The 16397-nt window shown below is 36.3% G+C and carries 19 protein-coding genes; 8 read left to right on the top strand and 11 right to left on the bottom strand.

What is annotated here, in order from left to right:
- Window positions 1-50: 50 nt before the first annotated feature.
- Entirely contained in the window at window positions 51-314 is a 264-nt protein-coding gene (locus tag ACQKN4_RS06475; RefSeq protein WP_079559864.1) for a PTS sugar transporter subunit IIB, read from the bottom strand.
- Window positions 314-769, bottom strand: a complete 456-nt coding sequence (locus ACQKN4_RS06470; RefSeq protein WP_079559865.1) for a PTS sugar transporter subunit IIA — start codon at window positions 767-769, stop codon at window positions 314-316. Before ACQKN4_RS06470 ends, ACQKN4_RS06475 begins: the two co-directional genes overlap by 1 nt.
- A gap of 402 nt (window positions 770-1171) precedes the next feature.
- Between ACQKN4_RS06470 and ACQKN4_RS06465 the strand changes: the two genes are divergently transcribed.
- From ACQKN4_RS06465 to ACQKN4_RS06455, 3 genes are all read left to right on the top strand, one after another.
- A complete protein-coding gene (locus tag ACQKN4_RS06465; protein ID WP_079560349.1) occupies window positions 1172-2497 on the top strand; it encodes a M48 family metallopeptidase in 1326 nt (441 codons plus the stop codon).
- Between the two features lie 95 nt (window positions 2498-2592).
- On the top strand, window positions 2593-3408 hold the full coding sequence (locus tag ACQKN4_RS06460; RefSeq protein ID WP_427482909.1) for a YitT family protein: 816 nt from the start codon (window positions 2593-2595) through the stop codon (window positions 3406-3408).
- Between the two features lie 131 nt (window positions 3409-3539).
- Window positions 3540-3908 (top strand): MmcQ/YjbR family DNA-binding protein, encoded by a 369-nt coding sequence (locus ACQKN4_RS06455; RefSeq protein ID WP_427482907.1) that lies wholly within the window; start codon window positions 3540-3542, stop codon window positions 3906-3908.
- A 224-nt stretch (window positions 3909-4132) separates the two neighbouring features.
- Here ACQKN4_RS06455 and ACQKN4_RS06450 read toward each other — a convergent pair whose 3' ends face one another.
- The 6 genes from ACQKN4_RS06450 to ACQKN4_RS06425 all read right to left on the bottom strand — a co-directional run bounded on the left by ACQKN4_RS06450 (window position 4133) and on the right by ACQKN4_RS06425 (window position 8028).
- Entirely contained in the window at window positions 4133-4474 is a 342-nt protein-coding gene (locus tag ACQKN4_RS06450) for a GIY-YIG nuclease family protein (RefSeq protein WP_079560350.1), read from the bottom strand.
- A gap of 16 nt (window positions 4475-4490) precedes the next feature.
- Window positions 4491-5246 (bottom strand): DUF2087 domain-containing protein, encoded by a 756-nt coding sequence (locus ACQKN4_RS06445; RefSeq protein ID WP_427482905.1) that lies wholly within the window; start codon window positions 5244-5246, stop codon window positions 4491-4493.
- A gap of 124 nt (window positions 5247-5370) precedes the next feature.
- On the bottom strand, window positions 5371-6246 hold the full coding sequence (locus ACQKN4_RS06440) for an ABC transporter permease (protein WP_427482903.1): 876 nt from the start codon (window positions 6244-6246) through the stop codon (window positions 5371-5373).
- The gene (locus ACQKN4_RS06435; RefSeq protein ID WP_427482901.1) at window positions 6246-7166 is read right to left on the bottom strand and encodes an ATP-binding cassette domain-containing protein; all 921 of its coding nucleotides are present in this window, start codon (window positions 7164-7166) and stop codon (window positions 6246-6248) included. The genes ACQKN4_RS06440 and ACQKN4_RS06435 overlap by 1 nt, the downstream gene beginning before the upstream one ends.
- Window positions 7167-7172: 6 nt before the next feature.
- The gene (locus ACQKN4_RS06430) at window positions 7173-7577 is read right to left on the bottom strand and encodes a DUF3021 domain-containing protein (RefSeq protein WP_427482899.1); all 405 of its coding nucleotides are present in this window, start codon (window positions 7575-7577) and stop codon (window positions 7173-7175) included.
- A gap of 1 nt (window position 7578) precedes the next feature.
- Window positions 7579-8028, bottom strand: a complete 450-nt coding sequence (locus tag ACQKN4_RS06425) for a LytTR family DNA-binding domain-containing protein (RefSeq protein WP_079559872.1) — start codon at window positions 8026-8028, stop codon at window positions 7579-7581.
- Window positions 8029-8251: 223 nt separating this feature from the next.
- Here ACQKN4_RS06425 and ACQKN4_RS06420 point away from each other — a divergent pair, with 223 nt between their 5' ends.
- A complete protein-coding gene (locus tag ACQKN4_RS06420; RefSeq protein WP_427482897.1) occupies window positions 8252-9280 on the top strand; it encodes an AbrB family transcriptional regulator in 1029 nt (342 codons plus the stop codon).
- Window positions 9281-9621: 341 nt separating this feature from the next.
- Here ACQKN4_RS06420 and ACQKN4_RS06415 read toward each other — a convergent pair whose 3' ends face one another.
- Entirely contained in the window at window positions 9622-9894 is a 273-nt protein-coding gene (locus ACQKN4_RS06415) for a hypothetical protein (protein ID WP_079559875.1), read from the bottom strand.
- A gap of 264 nt (window positions 9895-10158) precedes the next feature.
- Window positions 10159-10452 (bottom strand): hypothetical protein, encoded by a 294-nt coding sequence (locus tag ACQKN4_RS06410; protein WP_427482894.1) that lies wholly within the window; start codon window positions 10450-10452, stop codon window positions 10159-10161.
- Between the two features lie 259 nt (window positions 10453-10711).
- Here ACQKN4_RS06410 and ACQKN4_RS06405 point away from each other — a divergent pair, with 259 nt between their 5' ends.
- The 4 genes from ACQKN4_RS06405 to ACQKN4_RS06390 all read left to right on the top strand — a co-directional run bounded on the left by ACQKN4_RS06405 (window position 10712) and on the right by ACQKN4_RS06390 (window position 14617).
- Complete coding sequence (locus tag ACQKN4_RS06405) at window positions 10712-10852, top strand: RAxF-45 family protein (protein WP_166672191.1); 141 nt, start codon at window positions 10712-10714, stop codon at window positions 10850-10852.
- Window positions 10853-10955: 103 nt separating this feature from the next.
- The gene (gene abc-f / locus ACQKN4_RS06400; RefSeq protein ID WP_427482892.1) at window positions 10956-12758 is read left to right on the top strand and encodes a ribosomal protection-like ABC-F family protein; all 1803 of its coding nucleotides are present in this window, start codon (window positions 10956-10958) and stop codon (window positions 12756-12758) included.
- A complete protein-coding gene (locus ACQKN4_RS06395) occupies window positions 12751-13542 on the top strand; it encodes a GNAT family N-acetyltransferase (RefSeq protein WP_427482890.1) in 792 nt (263 codons plus the stop codon). The genes abc-f and ACQKN4_RS06395 overlap by 8 nt, the downstream gene beginning before the upstream one ends.
- A 340-nt stretch (window positions 13543-13882) precedes the next feature.
- Window positions 13883-14617: a hypothetical protein gene (locus ACQKN4_RS06390; protein WP_349661158.1), complete on the top strand. Its 735-nt coding sequence runs from the start codon at window positions 13883-13885 to the stop codon at window positions 14615-14617.
- Between the two features lie 461 nt (window positions 14618-15078).
- On the opposite strand, the gene ACQKN4_RS06385 is transcribed toward ACQKN4_RS06390, so the two are convergent.
- Window positions 15079-15996, bottom strand: a complete 918-nt coding sequence (locus ACQKN4_RS06385) for a beta-propeller fold lactonase family protein (protein WP_427482887.1) — start codon at window positions 15994-15996, stop codon at window positions 15079-15081.
- Window positions 15997-16397: the final 401 nt, after the last annotated feature.

Raw genomic sequence — 16397 nt, 5'->3', positions numbered from 1 at the left:
CACCTCATCCTATCCAATTTTTCATTCGTTTTTTCAAAAAATTTAATCCCTCATAACAACGGTTTCAGCTTTACTTTAATTTCTGAAATACTCATCATATTAACAATACTAACGATGTGACCTCTCTCTTCGGGCAATTGATTGACAATATCTTCTGCACCAATATAAATATCCGCTTTCTCGGCCTTGGCAGATGCTAAATCTGTATGAGTTACTTCTGCAACTTTTCCAAGCTCGGTTAATGCTTTTTTTACATTCAGCTCCATAATAAAGCTACTGCCTAAGCCATTCCCGCACACTACTAAAATTTTCATCAAGATGACTCCTTTGCCACAATTTGTTGAATTTCTTTAATAATCTCTTCTTTATACTGGCAGGCTATGATGCTTTCGATTTGTTTTGGTTCTCGCAAAATCTTTGTTAAGTCAACTAATGCTTGTAGATGTGAAGCATGACCGGTCGCAGCTAAGACAATAATTAAGAAAACAGGTTTTTTTGGTCCAAACAAGACAGGTTTTTGTAAGCTTAATAGGCTCATGGCTAGCGCGTTAACTCCTTCCGTGGGCCGTGCATGTGGAATCGCTACTTTTGGTGTAATGACTACATAAGGACCGTGTTTTTCAATGGAATGAATCATTGCCTCAATATAGCGTGCTTCGATTTTATTCTGCTTTAATAGTGGACTAGCAGCTAAATGAATAGCTTCCTGCCAAGTATTTACAAAATTTGCGAGTTGTATAGTATCTTTTGTCAGTAACTCAGTTAGCAAGTACAACCCTCCCTTCATAGGGATAAATAATCCCCATTCCATGTTATTATTGTTGATTACGGAATTATTCATAAGAGGATATATTTTTATTTGGCAAAATAATAAATTGTAATTTTTTAAGTGAATATAAATGAGCATCTACTAGGTATTTACATGATGATCATCGTGAGATTTGTAAAAAAAATATAGTCTTAAAAAATTTGCGACATTTTGTGATTAAGGAACAAGCTATGAAGTTATAGCATTTGCATGACTTATCAAAGAAGTGAAGCAAAATATTTCTTGTTGGTGTGAATTATAATAGAAGGTAAATAAAAACAAAGAAAATTTTGTTCTAACTTTTTCAATTTAGCTTACACTTACTATAGGACGAACTTAGTGTTGAACAAGGGAGGAAATGACATAGCGAAAAAAATGGGAATTGTCGCGCTACTTATATTCGGTGTTTATGTGCTGTGTATGTATTGGTATATATTCCATAGCGGTGGTGGTACTATACCACGAGCGATGCAGGGGACAGCCGCAGATCCGGTGATGTTTATGTCTGAAAAAGAATTATATTTAAGTGGTGAATATTCGAAAATACGGAACTTCCTATTCTTTGTTGCTACACCTTTGGAATGGTTAGTCTTTTTCATGATATTAATAATGGGCGTATCACGCTATTTTGAAAAGGTAGCGACGTCACAAACAAAATGGAAGCTGTTACAAAATGCAAGCTACCTATTCTTATTATCATTTTTACTATATGTTGTACTATTCCCACTAAATTATTATCGTTACAATTTAAGCAAAACTTATGGTATTAGTACACAAGCATTTCCCTCATGGATGAGAGATAGTATTCTTGATTTTTGGGTTAACTTTGGCATGAGTTTAATTATCGTGTCTGTCCTTTACTGGCTTATCAAAAAAAGTGCCAAAAGATGGTGGCTCTATGCATGGTTTCTAACGATTCCATTCACAATATTTGTAATGTTTATTCAACCTGTAGTTATTGATCCTTTATATAATGATTTTTATCCGCTCAAAAATAAAGAGCTAGAGGCGAAAATTTTGTCTATTGCTGAACAGGCAAATATACCAGCAGAGCATGTATATGAAGTCAATATGGCAGAAAAAACAAATGCCTTAAATGCTTATGTAACGGGTATTGGCAGTAATTCGAGAATTGTGCTTTGGGATACAACGTTAAATCGTTTAACAGATAACGAAATATTATATATTATGGCTCATGAAATGGGACACTACGTTGAAAAGCATATTTATTTTGGTATTGCGGGATATCTTTTGCTGACATTACTAGGGTTATGGCTATCAGCGAAATGTTTAAGGTGGTTGATTGGACGTTACGGACAGGTATTAAAAATTAAAAAAATCGGTGATATAAGCTCCTATCCATTGTTTTTACTCATAACATCCGTTTTATTATTTGCTTCAAGCCCTCTGTCGAATTATATTTCGAGGTATCAGGAAACGAGAGCTGATCAATATGCGATTGCATTAACGGGTGATCGAGAGTCCGCAGTTACTGCATTCCAAAAGCTAACGATATCTGGTTTAAGTGAAGTAAATCCACAGTTACTCGTAAAGTGGTTCCGTTATACACATCCACCAATGCTTGAACGTATTTCTAAGGTAGCAGAGAGTGTAGAAGAGAATAAAGAGGAGCCTTTAAAAGAAGTGCCGATAAAAGAGGAGCAGAAAAAAGAATATCAGAAGAAATAAATGTCGATTTTTTAATTGCAATACTCCAGGTTTTTTGAACGAATAAGTTGGGTATTCTAAGATTAAAACTGTTCGTTAATGATAGGGGAATTGTTATGCGTAATATTGTCGTTATTACACTTTCATCGATATTAGTCGCCTTTGCCTATAACTTTTTGTTAATCCCACATGAGATTTTAAGTGGGGGATTAAGCGGGATTGCTATCATGCTTGGTATTATTACGCCTTTAAATACAGGGGTAATAAATTTACTATTGAACTTGCCTTTACTTATTTTAGGGGTCTTAAAGCTGGGGAAACAATTCATAGGATATACCATTCTTTCAGTAGTTGTTTTGTCAGCAAGTTTGTATATTATTCCAATCCATAAAGCTACCCAAGACCCAATTCTCGCCTCATTATTCGGTGGTGTTATTGTGGGCTTAGGGATGGGCATGATTTTTCGTGCGGCAGGTTCCTCGGGAGGTTTTGATATTATAGCGATGCTGCTAAGTCGCAAACGGGATTTTCCACTAGGTACATTAATCTCTGCGATGAACGGTATCGTTGTAGCTATCTCCGGATTCGTTTTTAGCTGGGATGCGGCATTACTGACGCTCGTATCGATTTATGCCACAGGGAAGGTTGTCGACACGATTCATACGAGTCATATTAAATTGACACTGATGATTATTACGAGCAAGGGTGAGGATGTCAAGCAGCAACTACTGGAAAAGCTTCATAGAGGTGTAACTATTATGGATGCGAAAGGTGCTTATTCAGGCGAAGGGCGAAAAGTTTTAATTACCGTCATTACGCGCTATCAGCTTGCTGAAGTAAAAGGGTTGATAAAAGAAGCAGATGCCAAATCCTTCGTCAATATATTGCAAACTACCGAGGTCATCGGCATGTTTGATAGGGGTATAAAGTAAAGGGTATTCTGGAAAATACGTTTATCTTACTAGAAGCAAATAAATATGTATTCCATCTACACACGTTGTGAATTATAATTAATATAATCGAACGTGTGTTTTTATATTTTTAAAGGGAGTGGGGTTAAATCATGAACAAAGAAACAATTCACGCATATTGCTTAAAGCTTCACGGAACAACGTATGATTACAAAGAAGAATGGCAGGCGGATCGCTATCATATTGGGGGTAAAATGTATGGGATGATGGGCGGCGATGCTACTGGTAGACCGGTACTTACGTTGAAATGTGAACCGATTCGAGCTGAAGAGTTGAGAGAAGCCTATGAAGGTATTATTCCAGGCTACTATATGAATAAAACACATTGGAATTCAATTTATATGGATGTAGATGATGTACCTATGGATTTAGTTGAAAATTTAATCAAATATTCTTATGAGCTAGTTTTCGGAAAGTTAACAAAAAAAGCTCAACTGGAAATTCAGTTATTGAAGAATTGAAGTGATAAATACCGGTGCGTCAAAGTAATGCCCTAGGCAAAGGAATGGGTGTAGAATCAGCGAAGAAATACTCCGATCCAGCCGATATTTACTCCACCGCCTAAAAGGAATAGGTGAATACCCGTGCGAACCAACACTATATATGAAATAAAAAAAGAATCTGTAAGTTTCTCCAGCTTAACTGCGAAAGAAAGCAGATTCTTTTTTGTAGCTTCCATGCATACTTAGTTATACCCTAGTTCACCAAATGGCTGCAGCTTGTCGAGCCATTTTTGTTCTAGTTTTTCTAGCTCTTTTTTGGCATCGAAATAACCTTCTTCTTTTTTCTTCAAATATTCCACAACTTCAATATCAAAAGCATCGTTGCCGAAAGTGTTGTAATCGGCTTGTAGCTCTTTATTAGTATGTGTATTTGTTTTTAACATAAACTGAAAGCCGTTTAAGCGTTTTAAATTATTGAAGCTACCTACAAACACTTTACCATTTTGTTTATTGGTCATTGTGAAAACACCAGCTTCAATTTTTATTTCTTTATACAGTTCCTTTAATTCTTTTTTATGGTCCATTGGTAACCCTGCTTTCTTATTTTTTGATCCAGTAAGCACTGCCATCCTCTTTTCGATCCATGAAGCCGTATTCGATTAAATAGCGACGTATTTGCACATAGTCCTCATATATTGGTTGAATCATTTCGTTTAATTCTTTTTCTGAATAATGTGTTGTTTCATCGAAAATCTTTGTGATTGCACGGAGGATGACAATTTTGTGCTTTTCACGTTTTGGGAAGCGGACAAGCTCCTTGCCGATGCCGTTTGGAAAGTACTTTTCAAGTAATTGCTGTTCTTCAGAAATTGTAATGTTATAGCGATCGTCGACCATCGTTGCCGTTTTGTGGATAGGTACAAAGCTATCTTCCTTTTCATTTTGTTCTTTTAATAGCTCCATCATTGCAAGAAAGGTTTTCGCTTGACGTTCCTTTTCTTTAAGAGTAAAGCGATGGTGACGTATCGTTGTTGCACTACCAATTTCCAGCTCTTCTTTAATTTCTTGATCGGTTTTTCCTTCATAAAATAAGCGTAAAATATGACTTTGATGATCAGTTAGACCTGTCATTTTTTTATGAAGGCCGTTTAAATAATGAAATACTGATTGATGTGCAGCAGTAATATGATGTTGCATAAATTTTTCTGCTTCGAAGAGAACGCCTTCATGTGGATAAATAATACCCTTTTCAATTTTTTCTCCGCAAAGTAAACAAGTGAAATGTGTTGCTTCATCATGGTAGCCTTTTTTTATGTCATGGATTGAAGCTTGCCAAAATAATTCATTTACATCCATTGGATATTCTCCTAGAAAAACAAACGATTTATAATTTTGTTTGCTTATTTATTATTAAGATAACAAATTGTTTAGGAGAAATCAATAAAAAACACATCGTTTTGTAAACGATGTGCGAAAATGTTTATTTATTTTTCTTTTTAAAAATAATGATAGATAAGATGGCTAGTACAATAATTGTTACGACAATAATGATAATGCTTGTTGAGGTACTTAGTATATTTCCGTGAAGGTCATAGACGATCCCATACATTATTTTATAATCCTCTACCTGTGAAGCAGGCGCACCTTCGAAAACCTTGGAAATTGAGTTGTCCATAAAGGCATTACGTAGTAGTAGCGTTGTATGACTGATAGGGAAATACATAATAAGATTTTGAGCAAAGGATGGAAGTGCACCAACAGGTACATAAACACCACAAAAGAAACCGAGTGCTGTACCGACGATTGTACTAAGAGTTGAAAATGAATGTTGGGTATTAGCAAGTAATACAAGGAACAGGTTAAAAACACTGGCCAGTAACACGGATATAAATAGTAATCCTACTACTTTGATGAAAGCCTCAAAGCTTAATAGCTGACCGCCAGTTGTTGCGATAAAAATTTCACAGCCAATAAGGGCGATAAAGGAAAAGATACAGCCAATGATAAAGGCATTTAATACATAGCTAAATTGAATGGTTGCTCGAGAGATCGGTGCTGTTAAAAAATCAGCTTGCGCTTTTGATTCAAGGTCCTTAACAGCAATTCCATAAGCGGCAAGTGTAGTCGAAACAGCTGTCATCGAGAGTAAACCAGCGACAATCCATTCATTGACCATCGTTATCAATTCGGGAGTAGACTTTGTCACTTGTTCTATTGCATTTACTTGCATTTTTTGAAGAAATACTGCGTAAAGGATAATGACGATAATGACGGAAAGCAGCGAGTAAAAGACTTGTGTTTTATCACGTCTAAAAACCTTGTTATTTCGTTGTACTAAGCTAAATAATGCTGCCATTAAGCTGCGCCTCCCTCGGCCATAATATGAAGAAAGACATCGTCCATCGTACCTTTGATGACTTCAAACGAAGCAATAAGCGACTCGGCTTGTTTTAATAGCGATAAAGCATGGAGTGTCGAGTCGACTCGGATGGAGAAGATACCTAGCTTTTCTGTATAAGAGATTGCATTGTCTTCGAGCCATTGTATTCCTTCCGAACTAGTATGAAAAACAATTGCCATTGAATCATAGGCGTATTTTGTTTTAAGAGTATCTGGTGTTCCTTCTGCAACAATTTCTCCTTCTTTTAAGACGATGACTTGATGAGCGACAGCCGCTTCTTCCATATAATGCGTTGTTAAAAAAACAGTCATGTTTGTTTCGAGCTGAAGCTGCTTAATGGCTTGCCAAACGAATTGACGCGTTTGTGGATCAAGTCCAGTTGTTGGTTCATCTAAAAACAATATTTTTGGTCGATGGATAAGGGCTCGAGCAATATCAGCACGCCTTTTTTGACCACCCGATAAAGTCCCATACTTGCGCTTTTCTATATCAGCTAAATATAAATATGTTGAAACGAATTGATAGTTTTCGGTTAATTGTTTTTTCGATAAGCCATATGTTTTACCGCGGTGAAGTATATTTTCCTGCACTGTTAATCGTTCATCTAGTAAACTTTGTTGGAATACAACACCGATGGATTTTCGAATTTCCGCATTGTCATTGCTTGCATCAAGTGTATAACCATTAATGTTTATAGTACCGCTTGATTTTTTTAGCAATGTACAAAGTATTTCAATAGTCGTTGATTTCCCTGCACCATTTGCACCTAAAAAGGCGAAGAGGGAACCTTGCTCAACCGTAAATGAAATACCTTTTACGGCCTGATGATTGCCATATTGCTTACATAGATTTTCAACTTGTATAGCAAAGGTCATATTGTTTTATTCCTTTCTTTTTTGAATTACTTGATTGATTTTTGCAATATCATTTTTCTGGATTACATAAATAATGCACCAAGCGAAAAAGAAAATAATAGCTTCGCTTATAAAAATAGACGTAATGCTTGAATGTTCAAACCAGCGCCCGAAATAGCCTGCAATCAACACACACAGCGTAACTGCAAGTACATGTAAAATAAACTGAGCAATAAAAGGTAAACGCTCTATATCAAAGATGATGGACAGCAGACCTATTACAGCTCCAAGTATGGCGGCGATTATTATTTGTTCAAGTAATTCCGGCCCTGTGATCACAGCGTTATTAGATATGACACTTAATGTTACTAAGACGTAGGAAGAGCTAAGTGATATGAGTATTCCAATTATCATCATGCGAATAAATTTCATATTATGAGTCCCTCCCAATACCTAAGTGATGTTTTAGTTCTTTTAAATATTTGCGACTAACATGGACGGACACATCGTTTTCTAAAATCAGTTCTGTTGTACCGATTTTACCCATTTGAATAGAGGCAATTTTGTTAATGTTGACAAGTGTTGATTTGCTGACTCTGGCAAAGTCTTTCGCTAATTGCGCTTCTAGCTCATATAATTTACGCTTCGTTTCGAATTCCTGTTCCTCTGTCTGCAAAAAAACTTTTGCACCCTCTGCATAAATGGAGTAAATATCCGAAATTTTTAGCATATGAATTTCCTGTTGAAAGTAGCCATCTAGCATCGTTGTTTGTGAAGTTTGTAGCTGCTTCATCAGTCGTTCAATTTGCTCGGTGTATTCCTTTGCATGTATATGAACCTCAGTTTCTTCTAGCTCACTATTGATTGTTAAATGAATTTTCATTGGAGGCCTCCTTTACATATCTCCGCTTGGAGAAACACTGAATCAGGTAATAATAATGTAGCATAGAAAATTTTGGCTTGGAGAAAATCTTGGATAAGAGGTTAAATTTTGTAGATAACAGGTTCAATTTGAACGTTATATGACCTTGCAAAAAAGTGATGATGTAGAAAAATAGGCAGGTTCACGGCATAATAGAATGATACAATCATGAGGGGTTGCTTCTATGTTTATTTTTGACAAGCACATGTTCATTACATTATGTATAGGGTTAACAGGTGCAGTTTTATTTAATTTATTACATATTCCAATGCCTTGGTTACTTGGAGCTATAGCAGCGGTGCTAATAGTTCAGTTATCAACAAAAGTACAATTGAAATGGCATAAATATTTTCGTAATTTTGGTTTAATCGTTGCGGGCTATTCCATTGGTTTTGCGTTTACGCCAGAAGCGGTGCAGGATATTAAACAATTTATAGGAAGTATAATTGTTTTAAACGTATTATTTATTGTATTGTTTTTTGGTGTTAGTTATTTAGTGGCCAAACGTGCGGATTTAGATTTTTCGACTGCGTTGACTTGCTGTGTCCCTGGTGGCATGTCCCAAGTAGTTGCCTTTGCCGAGGAGCAAGGGGACATGGATATGGTCGTGATTACGTTTTTCCAAATATTAAGGGTTCTTTTAATCGTCGGCTTTGTGCCATTAATGGTGTCAGGGGCTGGGGGAACTGGTGTAGTTGTCAGCGGAGCGTATTCATGGAGCTTAATAGGATTACTTGCTGTCTGTGGAGGAGCAGGTTGGCTAGCGCAAATGGCAAGAATTCCGACAGGCTTTATGCTTGGCCCAGTGTTTTTATTGATGGGTATCAATATAGCAGGGATTGACGTACCGAAATTGCCGTTGTCACTACTTCATATTGCACAGCTGATGCTTGGCATTTACATCGGGCTTTTATTGAAAAAAGAGGATTTACATTTATCGAAGAAGCATGTGTTTTACGCATTTGTATCGGCAGGTATCTTTATTGGTGCAGCTTATGGTTTAACATTTGTTATGAAGAGCTTTTACAGCCTAGATTTTCGAACAGGCTTTTTAAGTATTGTACCAGGCGGACTTGATCAAATGGGGATTATCGCGGCTTCCGTGCATGCAAATGTCACGATCGTCACCGCATTTCAGCTGTTCCGAGTGCTTGTCGTATCCGTTTTCCTCGTACCGTTTGTGAAAACGTTTGTGAAAAAAGTGAAAACGTAGAGTACAGGTGGATATCACCAGTTTATTGTATGGGAAATTTATGAAATATAAACACTGTATGTATATAAGTTGATCTTCGTCCTTAAAAGAAATGGGATGACGAATAAAAAAGATTGCCCATTAGATATTATCCTAATGAACAATCTTTCGAGCCACAAAGCCCTTACCATCTCTCCAGCACGTGCTATGTTGATTGATCAATGAGTGCCAATAAATTGTTTGATCAGCTAGCATGAATACTATCCTGCATAGCTTCCGCGTTTCACTAGCACTATGTTTTTGTGCTTGCGCTACTCGCTAATTCTTGCATATTAGCTGTAATAATCGCTATTCATCCAAACTCATTTAGAAATTTTTTGTTTTACACATCGTTTTATTATAAAACTTACTAAAACACTTATAAAAAGTATTACTAATGGAATGGATTGAATATTTAAAAATCCTTGAATAAAAGCAAGGGACCCTTTACTGGGGTCATCTGTTGTGAAGATGCCAATAAAGAATGAAATTGGAGCAACAGCTACATTAATTACTAAAGCAATACCGATGAAGAAAAATGAGAAACTCTTCTTTCCAACCGATATGATAATTACTACTACAATTAAAAATGCCAATACTAATACGAAAAGTTCTGATATATCTAAACACCTCTTGCCGTTAAAATATGTATATCTGAATTAATAATTCAAAGTATTTTTCATTATATATCATTGATCTATTATTATGTTAAAAAAGTTACTATCATAAGGCAATGCTTATAATTATATTAATACTATCCTTGCATAGCATCTGTATTTTTTACTGGTAATAAGTTTCGTGTGCTTGCGCTACTCACTAATTCTTGCATTGTCGCTGTGAAAATCGCTTTTATTTCAAACTCATTTATAAATAGTTTGGTTGACACCTTTCATTATAAAAGTTACTACAATACATATAAAAAGTATTAGCAATGGAATGGATTGAATAAATAAAAAGCCTAGAATAAAATCAAGTAATCCTGAACTGGGGTTATCTGTTGCCATAATGCCAAAAACTAATGAAATTGGAGCAATAAATGCATTAATTGCTAAACCGATAAAGAGAACTAAATAACCCTTTTTTCTAACCGGTTTGATACATCCTAGTACAATGAAAAAAGATGCCAGTACTCCTGAGAGGATAAAAATTATCAACTAAACACCTCTTTCTTTTAATAATTTAATTCAAAGTATTTTTCATTATATATCATTTATCTATTATTATATAAAAAAGTTACTATCTTTTTTGGTTTCATTGTTATAAAAAAGATAATAATAGCATCCTTATTAAATGATGATTCTTTATCTGCTTTAAAAAAAACGCAATTATCTTAAACTTTGAAATTTTTTCTTTTCCAATTTATCGGAATTATGGTATTATAAAGTTAACTATTATGAACGGAGGTGAAAAGGAATGAATAAAAACGCTACGAAAACATGTGTAAAAGTGGATACAGCTATGTATTTTGCACGTGTGATTACTTTCGATTTTGCGAACAACGGGATAGGTCTGTCCATTTTTAAGCAAAATCAAATATCAAACGTAGCGAATTAACCATTCTTTTTCACAAACTAATGAGGAAAAGACTGCTTGTTAATCGAGCAGTCTTTTTTGTGTCTAAAAATGTTTTTCGCACGTTTCTTTGGAGGAGAAAACGATGCAAATTAAAGCTGAGCAAATACAAAAAATTATTGGTGGAAATGTTTTATTTGAAGGACTTCAATTAGAAGTTAATACTGCGGAGCATGTTGCCATTGTTGGCGTGAATGGCTGTGGAAAAACGACTTTATTACAGTTACTAGCTGGTTCGGATACACCGGATAAGGGTCGAATCATAAAAAGCAAGGAAGCAACAGTTGGGTATTTACATCAAATTCCACATTATCCTACGTACTCAGTAAGAGCAGTACTGGAGGAGGCATTTGCGGAAATATATGCATTGAAGGCACACATGACAAAACTGGAGCAAGAGATGCTGTCAGCGGTAACAGATAAGGTACTCCAGCAATATGGTCATGTGCAGGAACAGTTTATGCTGCAGGGTGGCTATGAGATGGATGCCCAATTAGCCATGATTGCAAATGGCCTAGGTATTACACCATTACTTGAGCAGCGTTTTAGTAGCTTAAGCGGTGGGGAGAAAACAAAGGTGATGCTTGGGCAAATCTTGTTAAGCAATCCTTCTATTTTGCTATTAGATGAACCGACTAACCATTTAGATATGCAGGCAATTGAATGGCTAGAAAATTATGTCCGTAACTTTGTTGAAATTGTTATTGTAGTATCACATGATCGTCAATTTATGAATCAGATGGCTCACAAAATAATTGAGATTGAGGATGGAGAGGCATTTTCGTATGTCGGTAATTACGATGCATTTGTAGCGCAAAAAGAAGCAAAGGTTGAACAGCAGTTTGCTGAATACGAAGAACAGCAAAAGAAAATTAAAAAAATGCAGGAAACAATAAAGCGTTTAAAGCAATGGGCAAATGAAGCGAATCCGCCAAATGCAGGGCTGCATCGACGCGCAAAAAGTATGGAAAAAGCACTAGCCCGTATAGAGCGTGTGAAGAAGCCTACAACGAAAAAGAAAATGAATTTAGCTTTAACAATGGCTGAGCGTAGTGGTAAAGAGGTTGTACAAATGAAGGGCATTAGCCATACATTTGAAAAACCATTATTTAAGGAAAGTGATTTATCGGTTTACTTTGAAGAACGACTGGCGATTGTGGGTGACAATGGCAGTGGAAAATCAACGTTATTAAAAATGATGCTAGGTGAAGTAGAACCAAATGAAGGTGTTTGCCATGTCGGCAGTAGTGTTAAAATTGGCTACTTATCGCAACAGTTTGAGCATAAAAATCCTGCCATTCGTTTAATAGATGCCTTCCGTGAGACCGTCTCTGTGTCAGAGGCTGAAGCACGTCATATTCTTGCTCAGTTTTTATTTTATGGTTATGACGTCTTTAAAAAAGTGAAGGATTTAAGTGGCGGAGAAAAAATGCGCTTACGTCTAGCGCAGTTAATGCATGAGGATATTAATTTATTGATACTGGATGAGCCGACTAACCATTTAGATATTGAAGCAAGAGAGGTATTGGAAGATACACTGGAATCCTTTGAAGGGACTATTATTGGTGTTTCGCATGACCGCTACTTTCTACAAAAGATTTTTACGAAAGTTGCATGGATTGAGCATGAAACGATTCAAGTGTTTGAAGGGGATTATGAATGGGCAAGACAGAAACGTCGCTTAGAAATAGTAAATGAACCAGTTATAAAAGAAGCTCCTGAAAAGATCTACGCGACTAAAAAAGAGATATCCATTGAAGAACAAATTGAAAAGCTTGAAATGAAATTAAAGGAGCCACTACTTGCTAAGGAGCAACGTCAAAAGCTTGAACAGCAGTTAGAGGGTTTATATGAAAGATGGATTGAGGGAGGAACAGAGCATGCATAAAATTGAACATATCATGCAGTTAGATATTGATTATATTAAAAGTTTTAGTGAGATAGAAACATGTAAGGAAGGAGTATTATTTTATAATAAGGAAATGCCAACCTATTACGACGCCAATCATGCACACATTTGGAAGAAGATAACCGAACCAGATATGTTTTTAAAGGAAATCAAGAATTTCTATCAGTCGAAATCTCTTATCCCTAGATTGTATTTATACAACGTGGAGGAAAATCAGTCATGTATAGAGGCATTGGAGCATCATGGCTTTCAATATGAAAGTTTTACAGATGATGTACAGTGTTGGAATGGTGAATACGCGCAATTATCTCATAATCCAGCCATACAAATTGAACGTGTAACAGATGCCAATATGGAGGAAGCATTAGCCGTTGAAATGAGTATTTCTACATTTGGGGAGCCTGCATTAATCAAACAAGCTTTTGAGAAAACCTATCATTCTCCGCATTTTACGTATTATTTATTAAGAGTGGATGGCAAAGCATGCTGTACTGCCAATATTTTCATCTCAGGGAATCAAGGGAGAATTGAGAGTGTAGCGACGGTTGAAAGTTACCGAGGACGAGGATTGATTGGATATATTCTGCAACACATTCAGCGAGAGTCGGTAAAACAGGGGTTAGAATATCTCTGGATCTTGCCAATCAATGAGCAGGTTGCAAAGGTCTATGACAAGGCAAATTTCAAGTCAATAGGTAAATTAAAATCGATTCATGCCTTTACTGAAGGAAAAAGCATTCATCAAATACGACAAGATGCTTAATTAGGATGAAAAATAAAAATGCTAGGTTCTAATTTGGGAGATCAATTAGGAATGTCTATTAGTCGTGCAAGGCGAGAGCCCCTTTTAGGGGGAGACAATTGTGCTTATTTTAGTCGTAGAATATGTTTCAAACCACGTGAGAACAGCTTGTAAAAGATAAAGTGGTAAAATCGCCCGTTTAATAAATATTGCAATCCTGAACAGTAACGACTACTCGGAATTTTCTGATAATTGTTCAAAAGAAGGATTTTTAATCTTTAAAAGTTTTTTACTTGAAAAAATAGCGTATTCGATTTATTGTCTTTAGAGATACTTGTTTAATGGACTTGGAGGATATGGAATGCACGGAATTTATATACGCTATAATGTCTCAGAAGAAACCTCAGCAGCACAATGGCCCAAAAAAATGGATGCATTTGCGTATGTTCAACGAGGAAAGCCACAACAAGATAATGACAACTTGCTGTCGATGGAAGAGCTAAAAAGCCACGCAATTCGCTATATTAAAAGCTTAAAAGACAATGCAAGTGATCATTTAGTAGAGCAACGCAACGGTGAAATTGAACACTTTGATCGACGCTATATAGAATCCTTAAAGTTAAAGGAAAGCATCGATTCACAGCTTATTAATCTAGAAGAAATTCGTCTACTTTTACAGTTAATGAATGTACTAAATTTATCACATGGTTTTGGAGAAAATGCTGGGAAGCTACTACGTCAAATTACCCCATATGCAAAAGAGGTAGAGCATCCAACATTCCAAACAACTCGTGTTGAGCGACATTTTTATTCAGAATTAATAGAACAAATTGAAGCTGTATATGCACGAATTATGCGTCAACACAACCCATCAACGACTGAAATGCAGCAATCAGAAAAGCTATGGACAACAGTTTGTGAGCAAGCTATAGAAAAGGTAGAATCACGAATTGAACGCTTGTCTTCTATCAAATTAAAGCATGAGAAAAATTTGCTAGAGTTTAATCAATTAAAACAGCAAAATATCGATGCAAAGGAACGCCTAGATATTGCTGTCAATGATCTCGATGCTATTTTAAATGTATTAGAATCTTAAAGGCATTGTGAATGTCTATATAATTTGTTTTGAGTGGGGGTAGCTATGAGCTAGCCCCACTTTCCATAGCGAGGTCAAATATGTCAGATTGACTCAGAAGAAATACCTATATATTTAGAAGGTAGTGAACAGCAAGGGACTGATAATCGCTAGGTGAAACACATAACAATATCAAAAAGACATACTTCAATTGCGCAAATGGCAATAGAAAGTATGTCTGCTTTTAAGCAGATGAACTAGGGATGCTTGTTTTAACTTCTTTCAGCAAATGTCTTTGGTAGCGTCAACTACAAATGTCTTTTGTGCCGATAGTGAAGCTCCAGGTAAAGAAGTCTACCGCCTCTATAAGTGGTGAGATGAATGTGGATTTAAGTTACTTTTCAGCGGGTGTTTAAACACCCGCTGAAAGAAGTTAAAGTCGATTCCGGATGCAATTATGCCGAGGTATATTTGATTTAACTCTAGAGCTCCGAAACTAGGCAGATTGTCCCTGTGTCTATGCCAGTTGGACCATTAAACCCTGGAATTGTATCGATTACTGTATTTGTTTCAATGTCTATGACAGAGACAGTATTGTCAAGTTGATTTGTGACATAAGCAAGTGTACCATCCGGCAAGATAGTTACTTGGTCAGGAGATAACCCTACTGGAATTATATCAACCACAATATTTGTTACTGTACTTATGACAGATACAGTATTATTACCTTTATTTACAATGTAAACGAATGTTCCATCAGGTGTAATGGCTGTTCCAACAGGTCCTGTTCCCACAGGGATTGTAGTAAATACCGTATTTGTAGCTGCTACAATTACAGATACGTTGTTACTACTTTCATTTGTAACGTAAGCAAATTGTCCGTTCGGTGTGAAAACGATTGATCTTGGGCGAGTTCCCACAGGGATTGGAGGACCAACCGTGGAATTTGTTGCTGTATTTATAACTGATATTGAATTTGAGTTTTCGTTCGCAACGTAAGCAAACGCACTATCCGGAGTAAAAGCTATGCCCTGAGGTTGGAGCCCTACTGGAATAGTGGCAATTACGGTATTTGTAGCTGTGCTAATGACAGATACAGAGTTAGCTCCAGCTCCATGATTTGATACATAAACAAGTGTTCCATCTGGTGAAACCGCTACACCAAGAGGTTGAAATCCTACTGGAATGGTAGTGACTACAGCGTTTGTTGCAGTATTAAAAACCGTTACATTATCAGAGAAGAGAGCTGGAACATAACCAAATGCTCCATCTGGTGTAATCGCTACTTCTAGTGGAGCCGTTCCTACTGGAATGTCAGCGACTATCGTATTTGTCGCCGTATCAATTACTGATACCCTTTTATCAGGAGTAGCTAACTGACCAGCGTCTGTAACATACACTAAAAAATGACAAGGTGGAGTTGGTGGTGGCTCAGGTATAAATGGTGGCTTACAACGACAAGGGCAACAAAAACCACAACAATGACAACGACAACTTGGGTTTGATCTAAACTTGAACCTGAACGTTTTATTATTTTTATGTTCGTTTTTCACGATACACACCCTTTCTATCATATATTGACACTATATGCAAATAGATTTATGTTGCTTGTGTGTTTTACCTAAACCAAATATTTCTGTGTCGAAAGGTTGGTCATATGAGTTGCCGAGCATTCTTCGAAGGGTTCTTTAACCACATTAATGTACTAGAATATTAGAAAAGTATGTCAGCCGATTGGAGCTTCTAAATAAAGCTAATCAGGGACATGCTTTTTATTTTGTAAAGAACATATTTCGCAACC

Origin of the sequence: Lysinibacillus sp. NPDC093692 (genome assembly GCF_050280125.1) — a bacterium.
In the GTDB taxonomy this organism is placed as follows: Bacteria; Bacillota; Bacilli; order Bacillales_A; family Planococcaceae; genus Lysinibacillus.
The sequence above is the reverse complement of the archived record's forward strand: the minus strand, read 5'-3'. Positions and strand labels throughout refer to the sequence as shown.